Raw genomic sequence first — 18,797 nt, forward strand, 5'->3', positions numbered from 1 at the left:
CATCCCTACGGTTTTATATTTCACAATAAGTACCAATAGTTATGGTTCTATCGTGCGGCAAGTGAAAAAAATCAATGTCAAAAGCAGAATTGTTTAAGAGAAAAACAAACATTTTTTTCTGCCAATAAAATAAACGCGGGCGTTTCTTCTTGGTGATGTTGATCCTCTCTACTAAAAATGTAGCCTTATCCACATCCAGGGAGAAAGGTAAGACATCATGTTCATCACACAGCGATAGTGCGTAAGGGACATTAATTCTCTGCATAAAGCCGTAATGCAGCTTCAAATCATAAATTTCCGAGGTCAATGTTTCAAGTTCATATCGTTTTTTTATCGGAAGATAGGGATAATTTTCGATGACAATACTTACAATTAATACTGTTCTAGGGACCATATGATTCAAATCGAGATAATGCAGAAAAGTTCCTCCGCTTTTATCGTAGGGATCGGTTATAAAAATGGCAGTTAAGTCTTCAATATGATTCAATTTCTCATGCTCAAATTTTTTGATAATTTCAGGCAATGCCATTTTGTTCATGTAGTAAGAGGAACGTAGAAGTTTCATCCCCTTATTCCAGGTGATCATAATCACCCCCGTTAATGAAGCAAACACCAGAGGGATCCAGGCACCTTGATTTATCTTGTGCAAATTCGCCCCTAAAAACATTAAATCAATCAACATAAACAGACTAAAAACCCAGATTATTTTGAAAAGCGACCAATTCCAAAATAATCGAGCCACAAAAATGACGAGTATCGTCACAATAATCATCACTAGGTTAACAGCCATACCAAAGGCTGCAGCCAATGCCCCGGAGCTTCTTAAAATGACAACCAATAAAAGGGTGCCAAAAGCAAGAATGAAATTGATTTGTGGAACATAGACCTGACCTTTTTCATCTCTAGAGGTATGAATGATCGATAGCCGCGGACACACATTAAGTAAGATGGCTTGTTTGGCGAGTGAAAAGCTGGCTGAAATGATTCCTTGTGATGCAATGATGGTAGCAATCGTTGCGATGATAATTAACGGATAAGAGAACCAGGAAGGCGCAAGGGCATAAAATGAATTTGATATTGCTTGCGGATTCTCCAATAAATAAGCACCCTGTCCAAAATAATTCAAGAACAAGGCGGGAAACACAACAACAAACCAGGCTACACGGATTGGCGTTCTACCGAAATGCCCTAAATCAGCATACATTGCTTCTGCTCCCGTGATAACAAGAAAAACACCACTTAATAAAATATAGGCATGCCAGCCACCATGATAAAAAAATTTAAAGGCATAATAAGGGTTAATGGCATAGAGGACGACTGGATTGTGAAATAATGCAACACCACCTAATATTCCTATGGTAATAAACCAGCAAAATAAAATAGGCCCAAAAGTAGAACCAATTTTACCTGTACCAAAACGCTGAAAAAGGAATAAACAAAGAAGAAGAAAGAATGAAAGTGGAACAATGAGATAACTAAAATAGGGGGAAATGACTTTCAAGCCTTCAATGGCACTGATTACTGAAATGGCAGGGGTAAGCATGCCATCTCCCAAAAGTAGTCCTGCACCAACAATACCAATAAGAAAAAGCAATTGCGGGTATGATCGCTCATGTCTCTTAAGTAAAGATAGCAAAGCCAATATACCACCTTCGCCTTCATTATCGGCACGTAAGAAAACCGTCATATAGCAGATTGAAATCACTAAAATGAGGGACCAGAAGACTAAGGATAAAACACCAAGAATGTTTTCAAAAGTCAGCGGCATGTTAGGAAAGACTTGCTGAAGCGCGTAAAGCGGGCTAGTCCCAAGATCGCCATAGACAACACCAAGAGCGCCTAGTGACAATGGCAAAGTCTTTTTCGTATTATTTGGCATCTTAACCACAAGATAAATAAGTTATTTATAGACTATCCTTTAAAGCCATCAATAACAAATCTCATTCAAGATCACGACGCAGACGATCAAGGCTGCACAATAGACTTCTTATTCGCTGCGCAAAGAGACCACTGGCTCTAATTTTGCAGCCCTTCTTGCAGGGTAGAAACCAAAAAAGATGCCTGTTGCAACGGAAACAGCAAAACCTGCAAGAGGAGGTGTGAGCAATAAGGTAAAGGTCCAATGACTGAAATAAGCAACTACCCAGGTAAAAATCAGACCTAAAATCACACCGAGAACGCCTCCTAAAAATGATAGCATCACTGATTCGATAAGAAACAGGATTTGGATTTCATGATTCTTTGCCCCTACAGCCTTGCGTATACCAATTTCTTTTTTACGCTCACTGACAGAAACCAACATGACATTCATAACCCCAATGCCTCCCACGAGCAAGGAAATACCACCAATAACCGCCAATAACAAAGTAAAGATATGACCTTGACTTTCCATGCCTGCGATGATTTGTTTGGCACTACGCGAAAAGACATTTAATTTGGGATTTTGCGCTATGATGAGCTGCTTAACCTGCTCAATGATGTCATCAATTGGACTATCCTCCTCCAGTTGCAAAATGGCATTATTGATTTTGTTCTCTTTGCTAATCAAAGCTACCCCTGCAATGGGAATAATGACTGCCTGGTTTATATCCTCATTAAAAAAACCGTTTTCTTTCCAGGGCTGAGCGACACCAATAATCGTATAGAGTGCTTGGCCGATTCGTAATTGTTTACCAATGGGATCATCAAAATGAATGTCTTGTAACTGCTTAGCCAAGCCATCGCCGATAACACAAAAATGCTCGAAGGATTCAACAAAAGAAACAAAATGACCTCGCGCCAATTGAATATGGATGATATTGGCCAACGATTCATCAGCACCAATCACCGCACCTTGTAAAATCTTACCTTCGAAACTCATAGGCTGATACGTCGTGCTATAAGGGGCAATTTTTTTAATCGCAGGAATTCTTTCGGGCAGTTGTCGCCATAAACTAAGGGATAAGTCATCCCCACCACTTGATTTTCCTGGAGTCTGCTGAAAAACCGAAACAGCAAGGAGATCAGTCCCCAAAGCTTTAAATTGTTCTAAAGCCTTTTCCGTAGCTAACTCTCCACAGCAAAGCAGAGCAACAACTGCCGCCGTGCCCACAAGAATACCTAATACAGCCAGCAATGATCGTAATTTTGCTGCAGTCAAGTTCACTAAAGCTTGGGGAAGATGGTGCCACCAGCTCATTGATACCTCTCAGCAATAATTTCACCATCGGCCAGCGTTATCCGGCGAGCACATTGCGCTGCAACTTGTTCATCATGAGTCACTAAAATGATGGTACATCCTTCAGTATGCAAATGATGAAAGAGGTTCATGACTTCTGTACCTGTCCGAGAATCAAGAGCACCTGTTGGTTCATCAGCTAAAATAACGCGTGGCTCCCCAACCAAGGATCGGGCAATGGCTACCCGTTGTTGCTGGCCACCAGATAATTGTGTTGGTCGATGATGCATGAAGGTAGCCATACCTACACGCTCCAGAGATACCCGCACACGTTCTTTAATCTCTGCCTTTGGCATATGGCGATACGTTAACGGTAAAGCGACATTTTGTTCAGCAGTAAAACGCGGTAACAAGTTAAATTGCTGAAAGACGAAACCAATGCTTTGGTTACGCAACGCTGCTAATTCATCTTCGTTTAAAGCGGCGACCCTGTGCTCTCTTAACAAATATTCCCCAGTATCCGCCTTATCCAGTAAACCAATGATATTCATCAACGTTGACTTCCCGGAACCAGAGGCACCAACAATAGCCAAAAGCTCCCCTTCATCAACATTTAATGAGACATCTTTCAGAACCTTGGAACGAAGTCCACCCACGTCGTAAGTCTTGCTTATATTTTTTAATTGAATTAATGACTTCTTAGTCATAAGCCACCACATCCCCCGATTTTAAACCAGAGGCAACAATGACTTTATCGGCTTGGGCAGCCCCTGTAGAAACAATCCTTGTACTTAAGGAACCGTCATTGGCGCGTAATTTAACGACACTCTTTCCTTTTTCCTGTTTGACCGCGGCAATGGGGATGAGCAATTGATTGCTGGTATCAATGTCAATAGCGATAGAAGCACTCATACCCACTTTAATCCAATTGCGCTGCTCAGGCGTCAAACTCTTCACTTCAACCACGGCACTAAAAGAAGGCAGCCCCCCGCTGCCGGTATCAGTAGCCTGGGCATTGACAGCAACCAACTCGCCCTTGAGAGCTTGCCTGCCAAGCGCTATCCCGGTGATTGTTGCCGGCATACCAGTATGAATCTTATCAATATCGACCTCTGGCACATCAATTTCTACACTAATGCCTGTTAAATCGCCAACCAAGGCAATGACTTGATTTGGCTTAACAGCAGTACCTACATTAAGCTTACTGGATTTATCATCACTTGCTTTGGGAGGATAAAGTAGGATTCCATCAGCAGGCGCTTTAAGACGGATGAGATGATGATTGGTTGCCAGGGCTTGCCTGACCTTATCAAACTCCGCGATGCTTAGGGAAGATAACTTTTGATTTGAGCCATCATCCATTCTCTCTAACATTTCGCCGAGCTTGCGAGTAGCTTGCATTAAAGTCATGCGCGCCGTATCAAGACCTGATTTTTCGCTTAAATAATTGTTCTTGGATAGCAAACCTGCATCCCAAAGTTCCTGGGTACCAGCAAATCTCGCTTTAGTGACACTGTAATTGTCCTTCGATTTAAGGTAATCCGTCAGCGTGTCGTTGTATTGTTTTTGTAATTCGCTGGAATTTAAGGTCATCACCACATCACCTTTTTTTACAAATTGTCCATAATGATAGTGCATCGTTTCAATCACTGCATCCAAAGGACTCGTGATAGCACTCTCATGCAAAGGCTGAATCGTTCCTGTGAAAAACAGGGTCTTATGTACCGTTTCTGGCTTTACAGTATATGTCTGTAATTCTTTTTTTTGCTGCTGGTGATCACTGCCACAGGCGGTTAATAAGCTAGCCAACAAGAGGTTAAGTAAAAAAGTTAATTTTATTTTCATTTTCCGTACCTGAGTTTGATTTGCCAGGAATCAAGCGTTGTTCCAAGAAGACGCTGAAGCGCTGACAACTGATTGAGATAAGCAATTTTCGCATTAATTAAACCAGCTTGCGCCTGAATTAACTGATTTTGAGTATTGTTGACATCCAATGCTGTAGAGATACCGGCTGCTAATTTTTTCTTCTCCAAAGCGTAGGATTGTGCTGCCAATTTGACCTGCTTCTGTGCCAATTGATAACGTTTGGCCAAACTTTTAATGTTATTAATAATATTGGTAATGTTGGTTTCCAAGGCACGTTTAGTCGCTATCAAATTTAAACGGTCTTTCTCCAATTTGACCTTGGCATTAATGAGTTGGCTCTTTCTGCTGATGTCATTCATGGGAATAGTTAACGTCACGCGCGCGGCCTCAGTAAGGTTATGCCCATTATAAATATTGTTGAAACCATTGTTGCCATCAACATCACTAACGCGACCAGTTTGAACGTTGGCGCCAACATCAAGCTGCCAAAGCTGTTGATTTTTAGCCACCTTATAAGCTCTTTCATCGGCACGTAAAAGCATTTTTTGTGCTAAAAATTGCGTGTTGTGATTGAGCGCAATGTTAATAGATTCCTTCAGATCAGGGATAACAAGATTATCCAGCGCCACATCGCTGGGAACGGACAAACGCATTTGTGGATCAAGACCAATGGCTTGTAGAAGATCCTGTGCTGCTGTTTTAAAGTCATTTTCAGCTTGCTCCACCATTAAGCTTAACGATTCAATTTGATAGGACTGCTGAACATTTGCTGTGGGCTCAAGTTGGCCGGCTTTAATTTTCTTCTCATTAATCTCGTAGGTCTTGCGCGCTTCTTTTAGTTGCAGGCGTTGGTTTTCCAAATTATTACCACTTAAAATCAAAGCACGGTAAGCGATGATCACTTGGGTGATTTGATCACTAATAGACTGCTGCAGGCTGAGTTTGTTAAGCCATTCATTGTCCATGGCATCCAAAAGACCTGCCTCATTGACATCTTTACCGAATCCCCGGAGTAACGGTTGGGTAATAGAAAAATTAAGCACGGGCGTAAAGCTGTTATAATTAGACACGTTGTTATCTAAATTTAACCCTAGCTGTGTCCCTAGTTTGGTTTTGAGATTAAGCTCAGGGGTTGCTAAAGCGCTACTGTTATTCGTGCTTCCTACTCCACTAAAACGGGTTCTTTCGGCGACTGCTGAACCAGCAAGCGCGAATTGTAATTCGAATTCATTATGAGCTAAGCGCAATTGATAACGCTGAATAATTCTATCTAATTCAGCATTTTGAATATTAGGGTTATAGCGCAAGGCCAAAAGGATTGCCTCTCGCAGACTTAAACGTTGTGGTTTTTTATTGCGCGAGTCTGGAGCTGTGGGCAAATCCACCCAGTGGTCAAGCAAATACTCGGGATTGCTGATAGCCTGCTGTAGACGATCATAAGCTTCAATAACACGCGATGCCTCCGCTTTAGACGCATCCGTCCAAGAATAGAGAGAGAGGCCTTCGTCGATACTAGAAGGCTTGGAAGACGCGGCTACAGCCATGTTAGTCGCGAAGTTCAAGCTTAAGAGAAGAGTAAGCCATTGCCTCCCGCGTGCATTCATTACAAATGAAACCAAGCCCAAAACCTTATCAAAATTCGTGTTTAAAATTAAACCACATAATTCCTCAAGACTGAAGCGTTTTAATCATTAGACCTCTTTCGAAACTCGCTGCAGAAAGTATTGCGTCGTCAGTCACCGAATTACCGTGGCTTGACCACGGTATCCATAGTTCATTGAAGCTCGCTGGATACCGTGGTCAAGCCACGGTAATTCGGTAACCTCCTAGCACTTGCTCTGCAAGTAGAGTTTCGAAAGAGGTCTATTAGGGTTCAACGGATTTTCCAGCAGCTTGAGCAATAAAGAATTTTTTTAAGGCGTTTATGTTATTACAAATCCGTAAACCAGCACCCCTAAGCGCGATTACCGGTGAGAGCGGGTTACTAAACAGCGTCTTTAATCCTCCCATCAACGCGATAATTTGCCAAACGGCAGATTTACGCTGGCGTTGATAAGATCCTAAGGCTCTATTGCTTATTTTATTGGCCGTGTTGTCAAGACAGCCAAGCCAAGTAGCAACATCAGCCAAACCCACATTAAGACCAAGACCTGCCAAAGGGTGAATGGTATGGGCAGCATCACCTAACAAGATCCAGCTTTTTCCACTATAGTTCTTGGCATGCCGCATTGTTAATGGGAAACAATAACGGGTGCTTCGCACGCTCACCTGTCCTAATCGATGAGCAAAAGCAATAGTTAACTCTTCACTAAAATCATGTTCGGCAGCATGCATTAAGCGTTTTGCGTGAGCAGGTGTCGTTGACCAGACAATCGAACATAAATGGTCATCCGCAAGCGGGAGAAATGCCAAAGGACCATCTGGATTAAAGACTTGATAAGCGGTCTGTTGATGGGGTTTTTCCGTGTTCACCAAAGCAACAATCGCTTCTTGATGATAAGGCCAGGTGATTAAAGGCACTTTGAGAAGCTGACGGCAGAAAGAATTAGCACCATCAGCGATCATTAATAATTGAGCTGTCCATGTATGGCTAGTACTTTCAATGGCAATATTTTCTTCTTTCTGCTCTACCTTTTCGACTTTAGTTCTAGCAAAAACAGTGATTTTTTCTTGTGCTTCTACTTGTTTTAATAACGCGGTTTTGAGGATGGACTCTTCAAGTATATGACCTAAAGCATTAGCTACGATCATGCGCGCGTCAAAATCAATGGATGCCTTGTTCATAGCATCCCAAACATGCATGTGCCTGTAAGGTGAGCGACGAGATTTGTCTAACTGCTGCCAAACTCCTAGTTTTTCTAGCAGTTCTTGTGAGGCAAGATTGATGGCATAAACACGAGGGTCGAACTCTTTACAGTCCGTTGTAAGTGGACTGCCATCGAGCACAGCCACTTTAAATCCCCGTGATGCCATTGCAAGGGCAGCGGTTAAGCCAACGATACCACCACCAGCGACCATGATATCAAAGTGCCCAGTCATTTTGCTTCCTCAACATGAAGGTCAATACCACAAACCAAGTCTGGGGTTATGCCTGCAAACCCACGTGTGTAATAACTCAAGCCTTTTTTTAGTACAGAAAAATTATCCATGGCAATCAGTCCCAAATTGCGAGCAAAGGCCATACCAGGCAACCGGCTTGTAAAAATTTTAACCAGCCCATCCGTTAGAGCAATAATAGAGCGCTGATCATGCTGACGCATCGCTTCATATTGCCTTAGCATACCCTCATCAAGACCCTTGTGAACGATGCATTGAGCTAAGGTTGCCACATCACGCAAGCCGAGGTTAAAACCCTGTCCTGCCACTGGGTGTAAGGCATGGGCAGCATTACCCACAAAGACGAAAGGCCATCTCGTTTGTTGTTGCATCACCACTTGACGTAAGGGGAAAAGCGTCCGTTGTCCGGCTCTTAAAAAACGGCCTAACCGATAACCAAAAGTTTGGTGCAACGCCCGCAAAAACTCCTTCTCAGTTATTGTTGTCAACCGTTTAGCTGCCTCAAATCCCTGGGCCCATACTAAAGATACCCGGTTTTTGGTCATAGGCAAAAGAGCCAATGGACCGGCAGAGGTAAATCGTTCATAGGCTTGATAATTATGGGAGCGTGCCAATTCTATATTGGCCACAAGAGCATGTTGATTATAGTCTTTATTTTTAGCACTTAATCCCACAAGTCGACGCACTGTGGAATCCGCACCATCAGCTGCTACAACCAATTTTGCTTGAATTCTAACTTCTTCATCTTGCGTGGTAACCATAGCCAGCCCGCTATGTTTATCAAGCTCAATTAATTGCGCTGGTGCCAAAACGTTTTCTTGTTCAATAAGCTGATAGAGAGCACGGTTGATGTATTGCATTTCCACGACATAACCTAGGGGTTTATCCATTTGCGCATGAAGGCGGGTTGCCCCAAAATAATGCTGATCTGAAACGTGAATGGCGTGAATTGGCGTGGCGTCTTGTTCTAATAAAGGCCACACTTGCAGCATGTCCAATATTTTTGCACTTGCCGGAGACAGCGCCAGCGTGCGAGCATCAAAATTAGCATCAATCTTGTCACTAAAGCGATTCGAATCGATAAGCAATATGCTATAGCCCTTGCCAACTAAAGCGAGTTGCAAAATTGCCCCTGTGAGCCCACCCCCAATAATAAGAATATCTACCTGTTTCTCAATCACGCATTAATGCCTCAATGTCTGCAATATCGACGGGTAATGCAGCCGTTAAATTTTCATGACCCTCTCGAGTAACTAGAATGTCATCCTCGATACGTACTCCAATATTCCACCAGCGCTTGTCCACACCTTCCATACCAGCACTGATATATAAACCAGGCTCTACTGTAACTACCATGCCGGGTTCAAGGAAACGCCATTCGCCATGGATTTTGTAACGCCCGGCATCATGGACATCAAGACCTAACCAATGTCCTGAATTATGCATATAAAATGGTTTATAGGCTTCATTGGCGATAAGGGAATCGATTTCCCCTTTTAATAAACCTAGCTCGCATAAACCTGTAGTCAGTATGCGCACTATGATGTTCTGAATCTCGTTCCAGGCTAATCCAGGCTTAATGGCAGCGATGCCTGCTGTTTGCGCTTTGAGCACCAATTCATAAATGGCTCGTTGCTCTGGGCTAAACTTGCCATTCACTGGAAACGTTCTGGTGATATCTGCAGCATAATTCTGATACTCACCGCCAGCATCAATCAGTACCAGGTCACCTTCTCTTAGCGGCTGATTGTTCTCGGTATAATGAAGGATGCAACTGTTGGCTCCGCCACCAACAATGGGGTCATAAGCGACACTGCGACAACCACCCCGAGCGAATTCATAAACTAACTCAGCCTCAAGTTGATATTCCGTTTGCACATGACGACAAGCTTTCATAGCTCGTTTATGAGCTTGCACAGAAATCTCAGCCGCTTTGCGCATCAATGCAAGCTCCGCCTCGCTTTTAAAGAGACGCATTTCACTCACCAGGGAGTCCAGATCATGAACGATTTCAGGTGCCTTAATACCTCGTCTTATTTTTCCTTTTACAATTTGCAAAGCCTGCAAAATCTTTTTTTCATAAGCAGGGTGGCGTCCTATGGCATAATAAATCGCCGTTCTATCGCTTAATAAATTAGGTAAGTGAGAATCTAGATCGTCAATCGAATAAGCGTCACTAACCCCAAGAACGTCACAAGCGTTCTCTTGACCAAGTCGTTTGCCTGTCCATTGTTCCTGAGCAGCATTGCGCGGACGATTGAATAAATAACTTTCACCTTTTTCCCCAGCAAGGATATATAGCAACGCATCTGGCTCATTAAAACCAGTTAAATAATAAAAATCACTGTCCTGGCGAAAACGGTAGTGCGCATCACCATTACGCAAAATTTCACTCGCAGCAGGAATAATAGCAATCGCTCCTTGTGGTAATTTTGCTGCTAATTGCTTACGTCTTAGCTGGTACTCTTGTTTGGTGATCATGTTATATCCTTCTCGCTTGCGACTATTTCCTCTGCACAAAACAAATTGCTAGCCTTTCCATTTTAGTGAGCCGTTTTGGAGGAAGAGCCTCCCCGCTGCTTTGCATCATCGAGCAAGTCCCCATAGATACGCAAAACGGCCATGCGAGCATACTCACTGACCTCTGTCAAAGCCTTCTCATCTTCTTCGCCAACTTCCAAAGATTCATAATCCAGCTGGGCAAATTCAAGCATATGCTGCAAAGCCTCTTGTGATTCCTCTTCTTGCAGTTGCTCATAGCTAATACCCGCCAAGGTCATACCTTGAGTAAATCCTTCACACCATTCACTAAATGCTTGTGCACGCGTAGCTAGCGATTCTTCCTCATCAGGCAATAAGAGCTGAAATTCAAAATCAAAATTAGCAAGCTGTTGTTGGCTAATTGAAAACACATCAAACATGGCAAGAGCTGCAGCACGCGTCGCATCATCTTTTTTCTTCTTGACGATTAAAGCGCGCAAATAGTCTTCGCCTGCAGTGGAGGCCCCGGCGCAAATATACCCACACATAACACCATGCAGTTCACTTCCAGAAATTGGTAAGCTCAAGATAGAGATGTTATCCATAAACGTCTGGTAAGAAGGAAGGTGTAAGCCCTGATTTTCCATAGGCATAATCAACTCATTATTAAAAATAGTTAATAATAACTGATTTACTATAGCAAGCCAAAAATTCACTTATTTACTCGGGAACGTCCCTAATACATTAGTATCATCGGTCCTCAGGATCTGAGGGGCAAATAGACTCATTTGCTGCAATAAGCCAAAATTTGCTACTATTTAAGAAACACTGTCACTCTGCATAGGCTGAAGAAAAATGACCATTTCAAAATCATGCTCTATCAAATTAATGAATAAAATCTATGAAATAAAATGTCCTGACAGTGAGATGGAAAATCTCCAACAGGCAGCTGAAAAATTAAATCAGCAATTATTGCAAACTAAAAAGAAATTTAAGCAACTTGATGAATTCCAGACACTACTGCTTGCAGCGCTCAATGTCAGCCATGAATTGATTACTTGTCAGCGCCAGCACGAACAACAAAGACTGCAAGTCACACAATTCATCAGCTCATTAGAAAATAAAATCCATCAGGTTGTTCATGGCAATCTTATCCATGATCCCCAAACCGATTAATTGACTGCATTGTGTTGGGTCAAAAATGACCCAACCTGCTATGCTTGTTAGATCGTTGTAAAAATTACCGACGTCCATGATGTTCTACTGATTCTTTACCAAATCTCTTTTTCAATTGTCCCCAAATGAAATGATCGCAGGAAATTTTTCCAGGCCCATGAAAAATAATGACCAGTAGCAGCAATCCCCAAACCAGATGCCACTCTACTCCTGCCGCCATTAATGAGGGGTAAGACAACACGGCAATTAAATTGACGATAAACAAAACAAAAGCACTAAATCGACCAAAAAGACCAATGATCAACAGCGCAGAAAAAATTAACTCCGTCCAGGTACTTAAATAAGCTGCAAACACTGGCGATAAAACTGGCACGTGATACTCGTTTTCAAATAGCCAGATCGTAGAATCGATGCTGGCAATCTTTACCAGCCCTGACCGCCAAAATATACATCCTACGTAAATGCGAACTGCTAGATTAACCAATGGCGATAAAAACGTTAGCCCTCGCATAAGCGCTTCAAAAAAATTGATCACTCTCTCCATAAGAAAACTCCTTTTATACGCTGACATCTACAATGGTCCCATTGCTTAAACAGTTTTGTAAATAGGTATTAACGTTGTACTCTGGGTCTGCTCTCAATGCTAAAGCACAAGCGTCTGCAAAAATTGCTCCTTGCAGTAAAGCATGCAAAAAAACCGCCTCTCCCTTGCTCAGTTTTTCAAATTCAATTCCCAATTGTCTCCTTATCACTAAAATATCATTTCCCCCTTCTTCTAAACGCACTTCATCATTACTCTCTTCATCTTGACAAATTTGCCAAATTCTCAGAATCGGAAATTGAAAAAAGAGTACACGGCTAGCAGGATGTAATTGAAATTTGATCTGACCGTAACATTCCTCCGGGATTGCTTCTAATTTCGCTAAAATAAATGGCTCATGAAAAGCTGCATGAAAAACTTCATGACAGGCCCAATCAAATTGGGCAACCTCAGGGAGATAAATTAATCTTTGTGCCGGTGAAAACTCAGCTAAAAAATGATCGAACATACGACCAAATTGCGCTAGATCTCCCGATTCGGAAGGATAATTGTGAATATATTCATGCGCTGTGGCGATAAAAAAATTATCGCCTACTAATTTTAATATCGTTGGGTAAATGCTTTTAAGCGTGTCTGTTAATGTTTCAAAGATATTGTTCTGATAAATTTGCAAGCGACGTTTTGCAGTTAATCCATTTTCATTTACAAAGGAATAGATTTCCGTTTCCTCATCATGAAAGATTATATCTCTAAAATCAGATTGTAATTTAGATAGAGGAATAGACATGAGCGCTCTCCAAAATCTCATTAGCCTTCCGTGCCTCTTCCATGAGGACCTCCAAAGCGGGTATATCTTTGTCCCACTCAATCAGTGTTGGTCTTGGGCCTATAATCTTTATGGCATACGCATACAGGCTCCAGACTTCTTTTGCAACGCGCTGGTTATGACTATCAATTAAAATTGCATCATCCTCAAATTCATTCTTGGTAAATCCCGCCAAATGAATCTCAAATATAGAGGGCGATAGAAGATGTTCTAAATAAGTTTGTGGATTCCAGCCATGATTAATGCTATTGACATAGAGGTTATTGATATCAAGCAGAATGCCACAACCGGTGCGCCTAACCACTTCCATCATGAATTCATATTCAGGAATAGTGGAGTGAGCAAACTGCAAGTAAGTTGAAATGTTCTCAAGCAAAAGCTGTCGTTTTAGATAATCTTGCGCCTGATTCACATGATCTGTAACATTTGCCATCGCCTCTTCCGTATAGGGAAGTGGTAACAAATCATTGAGATAATACCCACCAACAGATGACCAGCACAGATGCTCCGAAATAAGACCCGGCTCAAACTCATCAACTAATCTTTTCAGCTTTTCAAGATGTGTAATATTTAAATTGTCCACAGAACCTAATGACAGCCCAACACCATGCAGACTTAAAGGATAATTCCTACGGATGGCTCGTAGATAGTGTAGAGGGGAACCTCCCTCACCGTAATAATTCTCGCTATGGACCTCAAACCATGCGATTTGAGGGTCTTTTGCTAGGATCTCTTGATAATGCTGTCCGCGTAGCCCTATCCCAGCTTTCACTGGGATAGGATTTTTGGGGGTAAAATGATAGCTCAAAGAATTAACCCTTCTTCTTAGCTACTAGGCATGGTAGTGCTGCCGCCTGCTATTTTAGAGCAAACACCCTTCGGTACTAGAATAAATGCATCCTTTTGTCTATCTTGGGTTGCTGTACCCGCACAAGAATGTGTAGACGTTTGGCAATCATTTTTTCCGGCTTTAGCAATACCAAAGCATTTCTCTAAATTTTGAGCTGCTATGGCATTTGGTGCAATCACTGTAGCACTCACTGCCGCCAATGCTAACGCTCCTTTGATTGCAGAGCTTACAACTTTGTTCATGTTTTTCATCGTCCACTCCTTGTTTTAAAAAAACACTACCAACATATTGCTCACTTCCACTAGGGACGTTCCCTAATAGGATAGACCAAAATAAGCAAAGAGCCATAAAATGATTAGATAAGCACTCATTACCGCTTGAATACCTGCCACCACTCGCACCCACCCTAATCCTTCTAGGGTGTATTCACGGGCTTGCAAGTGCGAAATCCAATTACTAATATTAACACCTCGCCAGCCTATGCTGAAGGAGCTCATAAAACTAAAAAATAAGGCAAGACGAATCAGTTGCAATTGATAGAGGAATTCTTTCTTTCTATGTGTTGAGATTCTTATTAATCTCGTAAGTTGCGGTGGACGAGTATGAAACGCTTTCGTTTTGTCCCAATTAACAAATCGCTTTGTGCTCCAGATAGTAACAATACCAGAAAACCGACTGGGGAAAGACAGTGCAATACGATAAAGGATGGCATATAGAAAAATGCTGATGAATAAAATTTTTAACGGTCTACCTGGTGCGGCACCAAAATCACAAGTAATGTAAAGTAAAATATAATTAAAAGCAGCCTCCAGATAACCTAAACCTCCTCTGCGCCACGAGTCTACCATTTCATGATACATCATGGTCGCCGCGATAGTCCGTTCCATAGAGCGCAGTCCAAGCCCCATGTATGCCAATTTAAGTTTCGTTAATGTGGCTTTTCCACCCGCAAGATCGGCAAATTGAATATCTTTGAAGTTTTTTACCATATGGAAGGTATCCAAATTAGGAAGGCCTTTTAGTTGCGGCTGATATATCGCATTTCTCAGATTGGCATTAGCGAAATTAGTATTCTCAACATGAGAATGTTTCAGATTGGCCCCTTGTAGACTAGCATTCTCCAAATTAGCATTTGTTAAATTAGCCCCAGATAAATCCGCATTATCTAAAATTGCCCACTGCAAATCGGCACCACTTAAATCCGCGCCGCTTAAATTGGCACCCCTTAAGTTGACAAGTAACAAATTGGCTTTGTTTAAATTTGCCTGCGTGAGGTTAGCTTGCTGTAAATTGACATGTGCTAAATTGGCGCTAGACAGGTTTGCATGCTCCAAGATAGCATGAGCCATATCGGAAGAGTGCAAATCAGCCTTAGTCAAATTCGTCCCATGGAGAAAGGTTTTGACTAGCTGACTATTAGAAAGATCAATGCCATTTAATAGGGCTCGGCTAAGATCGGCTCCAGAAAGATTACTAAAACTTAGATTAACCTTGCTTAGATCTAAACCTGCCAACGTGGTATCACATAAATTAGCTCGCTTTGTAGTGTCTTTTTTATCCGATTGTAGCCATTCTTGGTGCATATTTATGATGGCCTTGAGTTGTGTATCAGTAATGGTCTGACCTCGGTAAGGGCTTTTACATATTAACGTACTCGCCCAGCAAAATTCTAAGGCAAGAAATAGAAGGAATAATAGATGCAATTTTAGCAAATGTGTTGAAAGACGTTCTATTCTTTTGCTGAAGCTCATCCGCTGCCCCTAATAATTTCCTATCCATTTTTAAGATTCAACACACAAAAAGTGTAGTTAAGAAGTTTCTCTTATTCAAATAAAGTCAATTAGTTAGAGAGCCCCTTAAATTCGCCTATACTTATACTCGAACATTCCATGCCGTTTTTAAGATAGTTGACAAGCATGTGAACAAAGACTATTTTTTTATTGTGCGCCGCAACATAAAGGGAGATTATCATGCCACAAGATTATATGTCGAATTGGACTTCTATTATGAATCGTATACAAAGACCCCTACAAGCCATGATGGAATTAAATGCGCGAACTTTGCAGAGTATTAGTTATCTCAAGCCAGAAGAGCTCTCAAAAATACGTAAGCCAGAAGAATTATTGGAAAAACAAATTAATGTCTTTGTAGAAAATGGACATAAGGCTTTGGATTACATGCAAAAAAGCTTTGCTATTTTTGAAGACAGCTTAATGTTTATATCAAAAGAGGTTAGAGATAGATCAGAGCAAGTCAGAGGCCTACACGAGAGTTTTCAAGGCGGACAAAAAAGTTCTGGCAACAAAAAATAAATAGATTTTTATGAATAAGCAATATCGTTGATATTTAGTCATTCTGAGCGTAGCGAAGAATCTCCTGAATCTTAACTAGTTCAGAATGACATCTTTGAGAGTCAAGCATAATAGGAGATAATAATGCCCGAAATTGTTACCAAACACCCTGAGATTGTGCTTGGCTTACTTAAACAGGCGAATATTAAATGTGGGGTGGGCGAAAAACAAAACATTCTCAAAACCTGCCCCCCAGACAAATTCTGCTCTTTGCCCAAAGGCGAATTATGCATTTACGGCATCAAAGATATTTCTCAAATGACCCAAATTAGTTCCTTTAGCCTACTTCGTAGTTCGGACTTTATCATGCCCTTAATTGGCTTACTTATTGTTATTTTTTTGCTAGGAATGTTCATTGGGTCAACAATGGGTACGAGTAGAAAGAAATAAGATTAACTCATAGCAGGATTTATTCTACATTGCTCTCCTCAGACACCGTATGCCCCTTTCTGTTTTTGTTTTTCCATTCACGATCAATACTGCCCACTTCCAAACCATGTAAATCACTGTCTACTGCAACTCTGTTATCAAAGACAAAGCAGGTTCCTTCCCATAAAGATTCTTCTTTGGGTATGGTTTCCAAATAATTTAAGATGCCACCGTTTAATTGAAAAACATTCTCAAAGCCGATCTTTTTCAGATAAGCAGTTGATTTCTCACAACGAATTCCACCAGTACAGAACATGGCGATTTTTTTATCTTTATGTTGACTTAAATACTGTTCTACAAATTCGGGAAAGTCTCTGAAATTTTCAGTTTGCGGGTTAATAGCTCCTTTGAACGACCCCAATTTCACTTCATAATCGTTTCTTGTATCAATCACTAGGACTTTAGGGTCAGAAATCAGTTGATTCCATTCCTTAGGCTCCACATGAGTATTATGGATACTGTTGGGATCAATATCTCCTATCCCCAAGGTGACAATTTCTTTGCGTAATTTAACCTTGGATTTATCAAAAGGATTAAATTCACTGTAACTGATTTTGAGGCCAAGTGTTTCCAAGCCAGGATATTGTTGCAACTGACCAGTAAAAAAGGATAAATTCTCTTGCTCACCACAAATTGTTCCATTGATCCCCTCAGAAGCAAGAATGATTGTGCCTTTGATCTCTTTTTGTTTCATAAAGCAAAGTAGAGGTTCTTTCATCGCTTCATAGTTAGGAAATGGCGTGAATTTATAAAAAGCGGCAACAACATATTTCATTTTTTTACCTGAATGAACATTTGATTTTTTGTTAAATGAATTATTAACCCGTCAAGTGAAACGCTTCGCAGCATTTCACTTTTGATGAAGATATTCAATTTGAATTTTATCACATTTATTTGAACTCTGTGAATTTATTGATGAAATTGCTTATTTTCTACATCCCTAAGCCGATACCGTTTTTGTTAAAATATTGCAAGTTCTTCCAAGCTATCTGGCACATTAATCAACAATTGTATATATTTTGAATAGAGGGGTTTTGTTTTTTTACCTTATCTTAACCTTGCAAATAAAGGAAGTTCGTATGTCTGAAAAGCAACAACGCACCGCTGCTAGTATGCGGGAAAAGATGTCCAATCGCTACGGCGATAACCTTTACCACAAACATAATAAAAATCACCTCCCCTACCGAAAACACTGCCGATCTCATCCAGCTCAATTAAATGGTCATGTAGAAGAAGACGAATCAACTGGCTCTACAGGGCTATCTCGTGCTTTTAATTTAAGAAAAATACGTAAACGACTGGATAAAGGACGATTCCATTGATAAAGTAATGTAATCCTCCAGGTTAGCCACTTCCTGGGTTGGAGCAGCACGCCGTGGTCTGAGAGAATTTTCTCAGACCACAACTTACCATTTACGTTTAATTTTCAACGACTTAATGTTTTCATTTCCTCTTATTTGTACAATGATCTGTGCTCATGGGGATCCTTGTTAGTTAGAACATAGTACTGCAATAACTTAACAACGCGAATCACCCCACTCGTATTTCTAGCAATGTCAATTACCCGTCGACCTTGTTCTGGGGTAACATCGCCCATAAGATAAACAATACGATCTGCGGTGACGATTTTAAAAATCTTAGGATCAATTGAGGAGTCGGCGAAGATTTTGCTACGAATTTTGGTTGTGATCCAAGTATCCTCGACATTATGACTCGGATCATGACGGATATCTATTTGGTTAAAAATACGCCGATAACCGGAAAGCTTACTTATTCGCTTAATGGCTTCTTCCCTTAGCTTAAGAGTTGGGACATGACCAGCAAGTAGAATATCACCATTAAAAATCGCTACTTCAAGAGCACAACCTTCTTGTTCAAAAAGGTTATCTTCAAACAATTCATGATGAGCATTTGCAGATAGCTGATAATCATTGACCTTTTTATAGACATTGTGACGATCATATACAAGCATCGCCCCAGTCCAAACATTACTGAGGCAGCCAGTAAGCAACATGACACTTATGCTCAGGGCTAAAATCATACTTCCTTGCTTTTTCATACGC

20 protein-coding genes are annotated in these 18,797 nt (G+C 41.2%); 4 read left to right on the forward strand and 16 right to left on the reverse strand.

All coding sequences use genetic code 11. The features are described from left to right. Positions 1-13: 13 nt before the first annotated feature. The 9 genes from CKV79_RS13480 to CKV79_RS13520 form a co-directional block, all read right to left on the reverse strand. Positions 14-1,879: a potassium transporter Kup gene (locus tag CKV79_RS13480; protein ID WP_028372463.1), complete on the reverse strand. Its 1,866-nt coding sequence runs from the start codon at positions 1,877-1,879 to the stop codon at positions 14-16. Between the two features lie 108 nt (positions 1,880-1,987). Continuing rightward, a complete protein-coding gene (locus CKV79_RS13485) occupies positions 1,988-3,178 on the reverse strand; it encodes an ABC transporter permease (RefSeq protein ID WP_028372464.1) in 1,191 nt (396 codons plus the stop codon). Then, complete coding sequence (locus CKV79_RS13490) at positions 3,175-3,864, reverse strand: ABC transporter ATP-binding protein (RefSeq protein WP_028372465.1); 690 nt, start codon at positions 3,862-3,864, stop codon at positions 3,175-3,177. Before CKV79_RS13490 ends, CKV79_RS13485 begins: the two co-directional genes overlap by 4 nt. Beyond that, a complete protein-coding gene (locus tag CKV79_RS13495; RefSeq protein ID WP_028372466.1) occupies positions 3,857-5,002 on the reverse strand; it encodes an efflux RND transporter periplasmic adaptor subunit in 1,146 nt (381 codons plus the stop codon). Before CKV79_RS13495 ends, CKV79_RS13490 begins: the two co-directional genes overlap by 8 nt. Then, a complete protein-coding gene (locus CKV79_RS13500) occupies positions 4,999-6,567 on the reverse strand; it encodes a TolC family protein (RefSeq protein WP_051546084.1) in 1,569 nt (522 codons plus the stop codon). The genes CKV79_RS13495 and CKV79_RS13500 overlap by 4 nt, the downstream gene beginning before the upstream one ends. Before the next feature lie 322 nt (positions 6,568-6,889). Continuing rightward, positions 6,890-8,062, reverse strand: coding sequence for an FAD-dependent monooxygenase (locus tag CKV79_RS13505; protein ID WP_028372467.1), 1,173 nt, complete (start codon positions 8,060-8,062; stop codon positions 6,890-6,892). Next, on the reverse strand, positions 8,059-9,261 hold the full coding sequence (ubiH, locus tag CKV79_RS13510) for a 2-octaprenyl-6-methoxyphenyl hydroxylase (protein WP_028372468.1): 1,203 nt from the start codon (positions 9,259-9,261) through the stop codon (positions 8,059-8,061). The genes CKV79_RS13505 and ubiH overlap by 4 nt, the downstream gene beginning before the upstream one ends. Next, positions 9,254-10,561 (reverse strand): Xaa-Pro aminopeptidase, encoded by a 1,308-nt coding sequence (pepP, locus tag CKV79_RS13515; protein WP_028372469.1) that lies wholly within the window; start codon positions 10,559-10,561, stop codon positions 9,254-9,256. The genes ubiH and pepP overlap by 8 nt, the downstream gene beginning before the upstream one ends. A 62-nt stretch (positions 10,562-10,623) precedes the next feature. Then, on the reverse strand, positions 10,624-11,214 hold the full coding sequence (locus tag CKV79_RS13520; protein ID WP_028372470.1) for a UPF0149 family protein: 591 nt from the start codon (positions 11,212-11,214) through the stop codon (positions 10,624-10,626). Positions 11,215-11,416: 202 nt separating this feature from the next. Between CKV79_RS13520 and CKV79_RS13525 the strand changes: the two genes are divergently transcribed. Beyond that, the gene (locus CKV79_RS13525) at positions 11,417-11,737 is read left to right on the forward strand and encodes a cell division protein ZapA (RefSeq protein WP_028372471.1); all 321 of its coding nucleotides are present in this window, start codon (positions 11,417-11,419) and stop codon (positions 11,735-11,737) included. 64 nt (positions 11,738-11,801) lie between these two features. Here CKV79_RS13525 and CKV79_RS13530 read toward each other — a convergent pair whose 3' ends face one another. From CKV79_RS13530 to CKV79_RS13550, 5 genes are all read right to left on the reverse strand, one after another. Beyond that, complete coding sequence (locus CKV79_RS13530; protein ID WP_028372472.1) at positions 11,802-12,281, reverse strand: DoxX family protein; 480 nt, start codon at positions 12,279-12,281, stop codon at positions 11,802-11,804. A gap of 13 nt (positions 12,282-12,294) precedes the next feature. Next, positions 12,295-13,065: an HvfC/BufC N-terminal domain-containing protein gene (locus CKV79_RS13535; protein ID WP_051546074.1), complete on the reverse strand. Its 771-nt coding sequence runs from the start codon at positions 13,063-13,065 to the stop codon at positions 12,295-12,297. Further along, the gene (bufB, locus tag CKV79_RS13540) at positions 13,046-13,912 is read right to left on the reverse strand and encodes an MNIO family bufferin maturase (protein ID WP_028372473.1); all 867 of its coding nucleotides are present in this window, start codon (positions 13,910-13,912) and stop codon (positions 13,046-13,048) included. Before bufB ends, CKV79_RS13535 begins: the two co-directional genes overlap by 20 nt. A gap of 17 nt (positions 13,913-13,929) precedes the next feature. Further along, the gene (locus CKV79_RS13545) at positions 13,930-14,205 is read right to left on the reverse strand and encodes a BufA1 family periplasmic bufferin-type metallophore (RefSeq protein WP_028372474.1); all 276 of its coding nucleotides are present in this window, start codon (positions 14,203-14,205) and stop codon (positions 13,930-13,932) included. 63 nt (positions 14,206-14,268) lie between these two features. Beyond that, a complete protein-coding gene (locus CKV79_RS13550; RefSeq protein WP_051546075.1) occupies positions 14,269-15,705 on the reverse strand; it encodes a pentapeptide repeat-containing protein in 1,437 nt (478 codons plus the stop codon). Positions 15,706-15,924: 219 nt separating this feature from the next. Between CKV79_RS13550 and CKV79_RS13555 the strand changes: the two genes are divergently transcribed. Together CKV79_RS13555 and CKV79_RS13560 are read left to right on the forward strand one after the other, a co-directional pair. Beyond that, positions 15,925-16,266, forward strand: coding sequence for a hypothetical protein (locus tag CKV79_RS13555; RefSeq protein ID WP_051546076.1), 342 nt, complete (start codon positions 15,925-15,927; stop codon positions 16,264-16,266). 123 nt (positions 16,267-16,389) lie between these two features. Next, positions 16,390-16,695 (forward strand): hypothetical protein, encoded by a 306-nt coding sequence (locus CKV79_RS13560; protein ID WP_051546077.1) that lies wholly within the window; start codon positions 16,390-16,392, stop codon positions 16,693-16,695. A gap of 19 nt (positions 16,696-16,714) precedes the next feature. On the opposite strand, the gene trhO is transcribed toward CKV79_RS13560, so the two are convergent. Continuing rightward, positions 16,715-17,509: an oxygen-dependent tRNA uridine(34) hydroxylase TrhO gene (trhO, locus tag CKV79_RS13565; protein WP_051546078.1), complete on the reverse strand. Its 795-nt coding sequence runs from the start codon at positions 17,507-17,509 to the stop codon at positions 16,715-16,717. Positions 17,510-17,813: 304 nt separating this feature from the next. Between trhO and CKV79_RS13570 the strand changes: the two genes are divergently transcribed. Next, a complete protein-coding gene (locus tag CKV79_RS13570) occupies positions 17,814-18,056 on the forward strand; it encodes a hypothetical protein (protein ID WP_028372475.1) in 243 nt (80 codons plus the stop codon). Between the two features lie 131 nt (positions 18,057-18,187). On the opposite strand, the gene CKV79_RS13575 is transcribed toward CKV79_RS13570, so the two are convergent. After that, entirely contained in the window at positions 18,188-18,793 is a 606-nt protein-coding gene (locus tag CKV79_RS13575) for a BON domain-containing protein (RefSeq protein WP_028372476.1), read from the reverse strand. Positions 18,794-18,797: the final 4 nt, after the last annotated feature.

The sequence above is a fragment of the Legionella lansingensis genome (assembly GCF_900187355.1).
Taxonomy (GTDB): domain Bacteria; phylum Pseudomonadota; class Gammaproteobacteria; order Legionellales; family Legionellaceae; genus Tatlockia; species Tatlockia lansingensis.

Coding starts and splice junctions, on each gene's coding strand:
- CKV79_RS13485 (WP_028372464.1), bottom strand. CDS start 3,178: ATGAGCTGGTGGCACCATCTTCCCCAAGCTTTAGTGAACTTGACTGCA.
- CKV79_RS13535 (WP_051546074.1), bottom strand. CDS start 13,065: ATGTCTATTCCTCTATCTAAATTACAATCTGATTTTAGAGATATAATC.
- CKV79_RS13530 (WP_028372472.1), bottom strand. CDS start 12,281: ATGGAGAGAGTGATCAATTTTTTTGAAGCGCTTATGCGAGGGCTAACG.
- CKV79_RS13500 (WP_051546084.1), bottom strand. CDS start 6,567: ATGGCTGTAGCCGCGTCTTCCAAGCCTTCTAGTATCGACGAAGGCCTC.
- pepP (WP_028372469.1), bottom strand. CDS start 10,561: ATGATCACCAAACAAGAGTACCAGCTAAGACGTAAGCAATTAGCAGCA.
- CKV79_RS13575 (WP_028372476.1), bottom strand. CDS start 18,793: ATGAAAAAGCAAGGAAGTATGATTTTAGCCCTGAGCATAAGTGTCATG.
- CKV79_RS13495 (WP_028372466.1), bottom strand. CDS start 5,002: ATGAAAATAAAATTAACTTTTTTACTTAACCTCTTGTTGGCTAGCTTA.
- CKV79_RS13560 (WP_051546077.1), top strand. CDS start 16,390: ATGCCCGAAATTGTTACCAAACACCCTGAGATTGTGCTTGGCTTACTT.
- CKV79_RS13525 (WP_028372471.1), top strand. CDS start 11,417: ATGACCATTTCAAAATCATGCTCTATCAAATTAATGAATAAAATCTAT.
- trhO (WP_051546078.1), bottom strand. CDS start 17,509: ATGAAATATGTTGTTGCCGCTTTTTATAAATTCACGCCATTTCCTAAC.
- CKV79_RS13480 (WP_028372463.1), bottom strand. CDS start 1,879: ATGCCAAATAATACGAAAAAGACTTTGCCATTGTCACTAGGCGCTCTT.
- CKV79_RS13545 (WP_028372474.1), bottom strand. CDS start 14,205: ATGAAAAACATGAACAAAGTTGTAAGCTCTGCAATCAAAGGAGCGTTA.
- CKV79_RS13520 (WP_028372470.1), bottom strand. CDS start 11,214: ATGCCTATGGAAAATCAGGGCTTACACCTTCCTTCTTACCAGACGTTT.
- CKV79_RS13570 (WP_028372475.1), top strand. CDS start 17,814: ATGTCTGAAAAGCAACAACGCACCGCTGCTAGTATGCGGGAAAAGATG.
- CKV79_RS13555 (WP_051546076.1), top strand. CDS start 15,925: ATGCCACAAGATTATATGTCGAATTGGACTTCTATTATGAATCGTATA.
- CKV79_RS13505 (WP_028372467.1), bottom strand. CDS start 8,062: ATGACTGGGCACTTTGATATCATGGTCGCTGGTGGTGGTATCGTTGGC.
- CKV79_RS13490 (WP_028372465.1), bottom strand. CDS start 3,864: ATGACTAAGAAGTCATTAATTCAATTAAAAAATATAAGCAAGACTTAC.
- CKV79_RS13550 (WP_051546075.1), bottom strand. CDS start 15,705: ATGAGCTTCAGCAAAAGAATAGAACGTCTTTCAACACATTTGCTAAAA.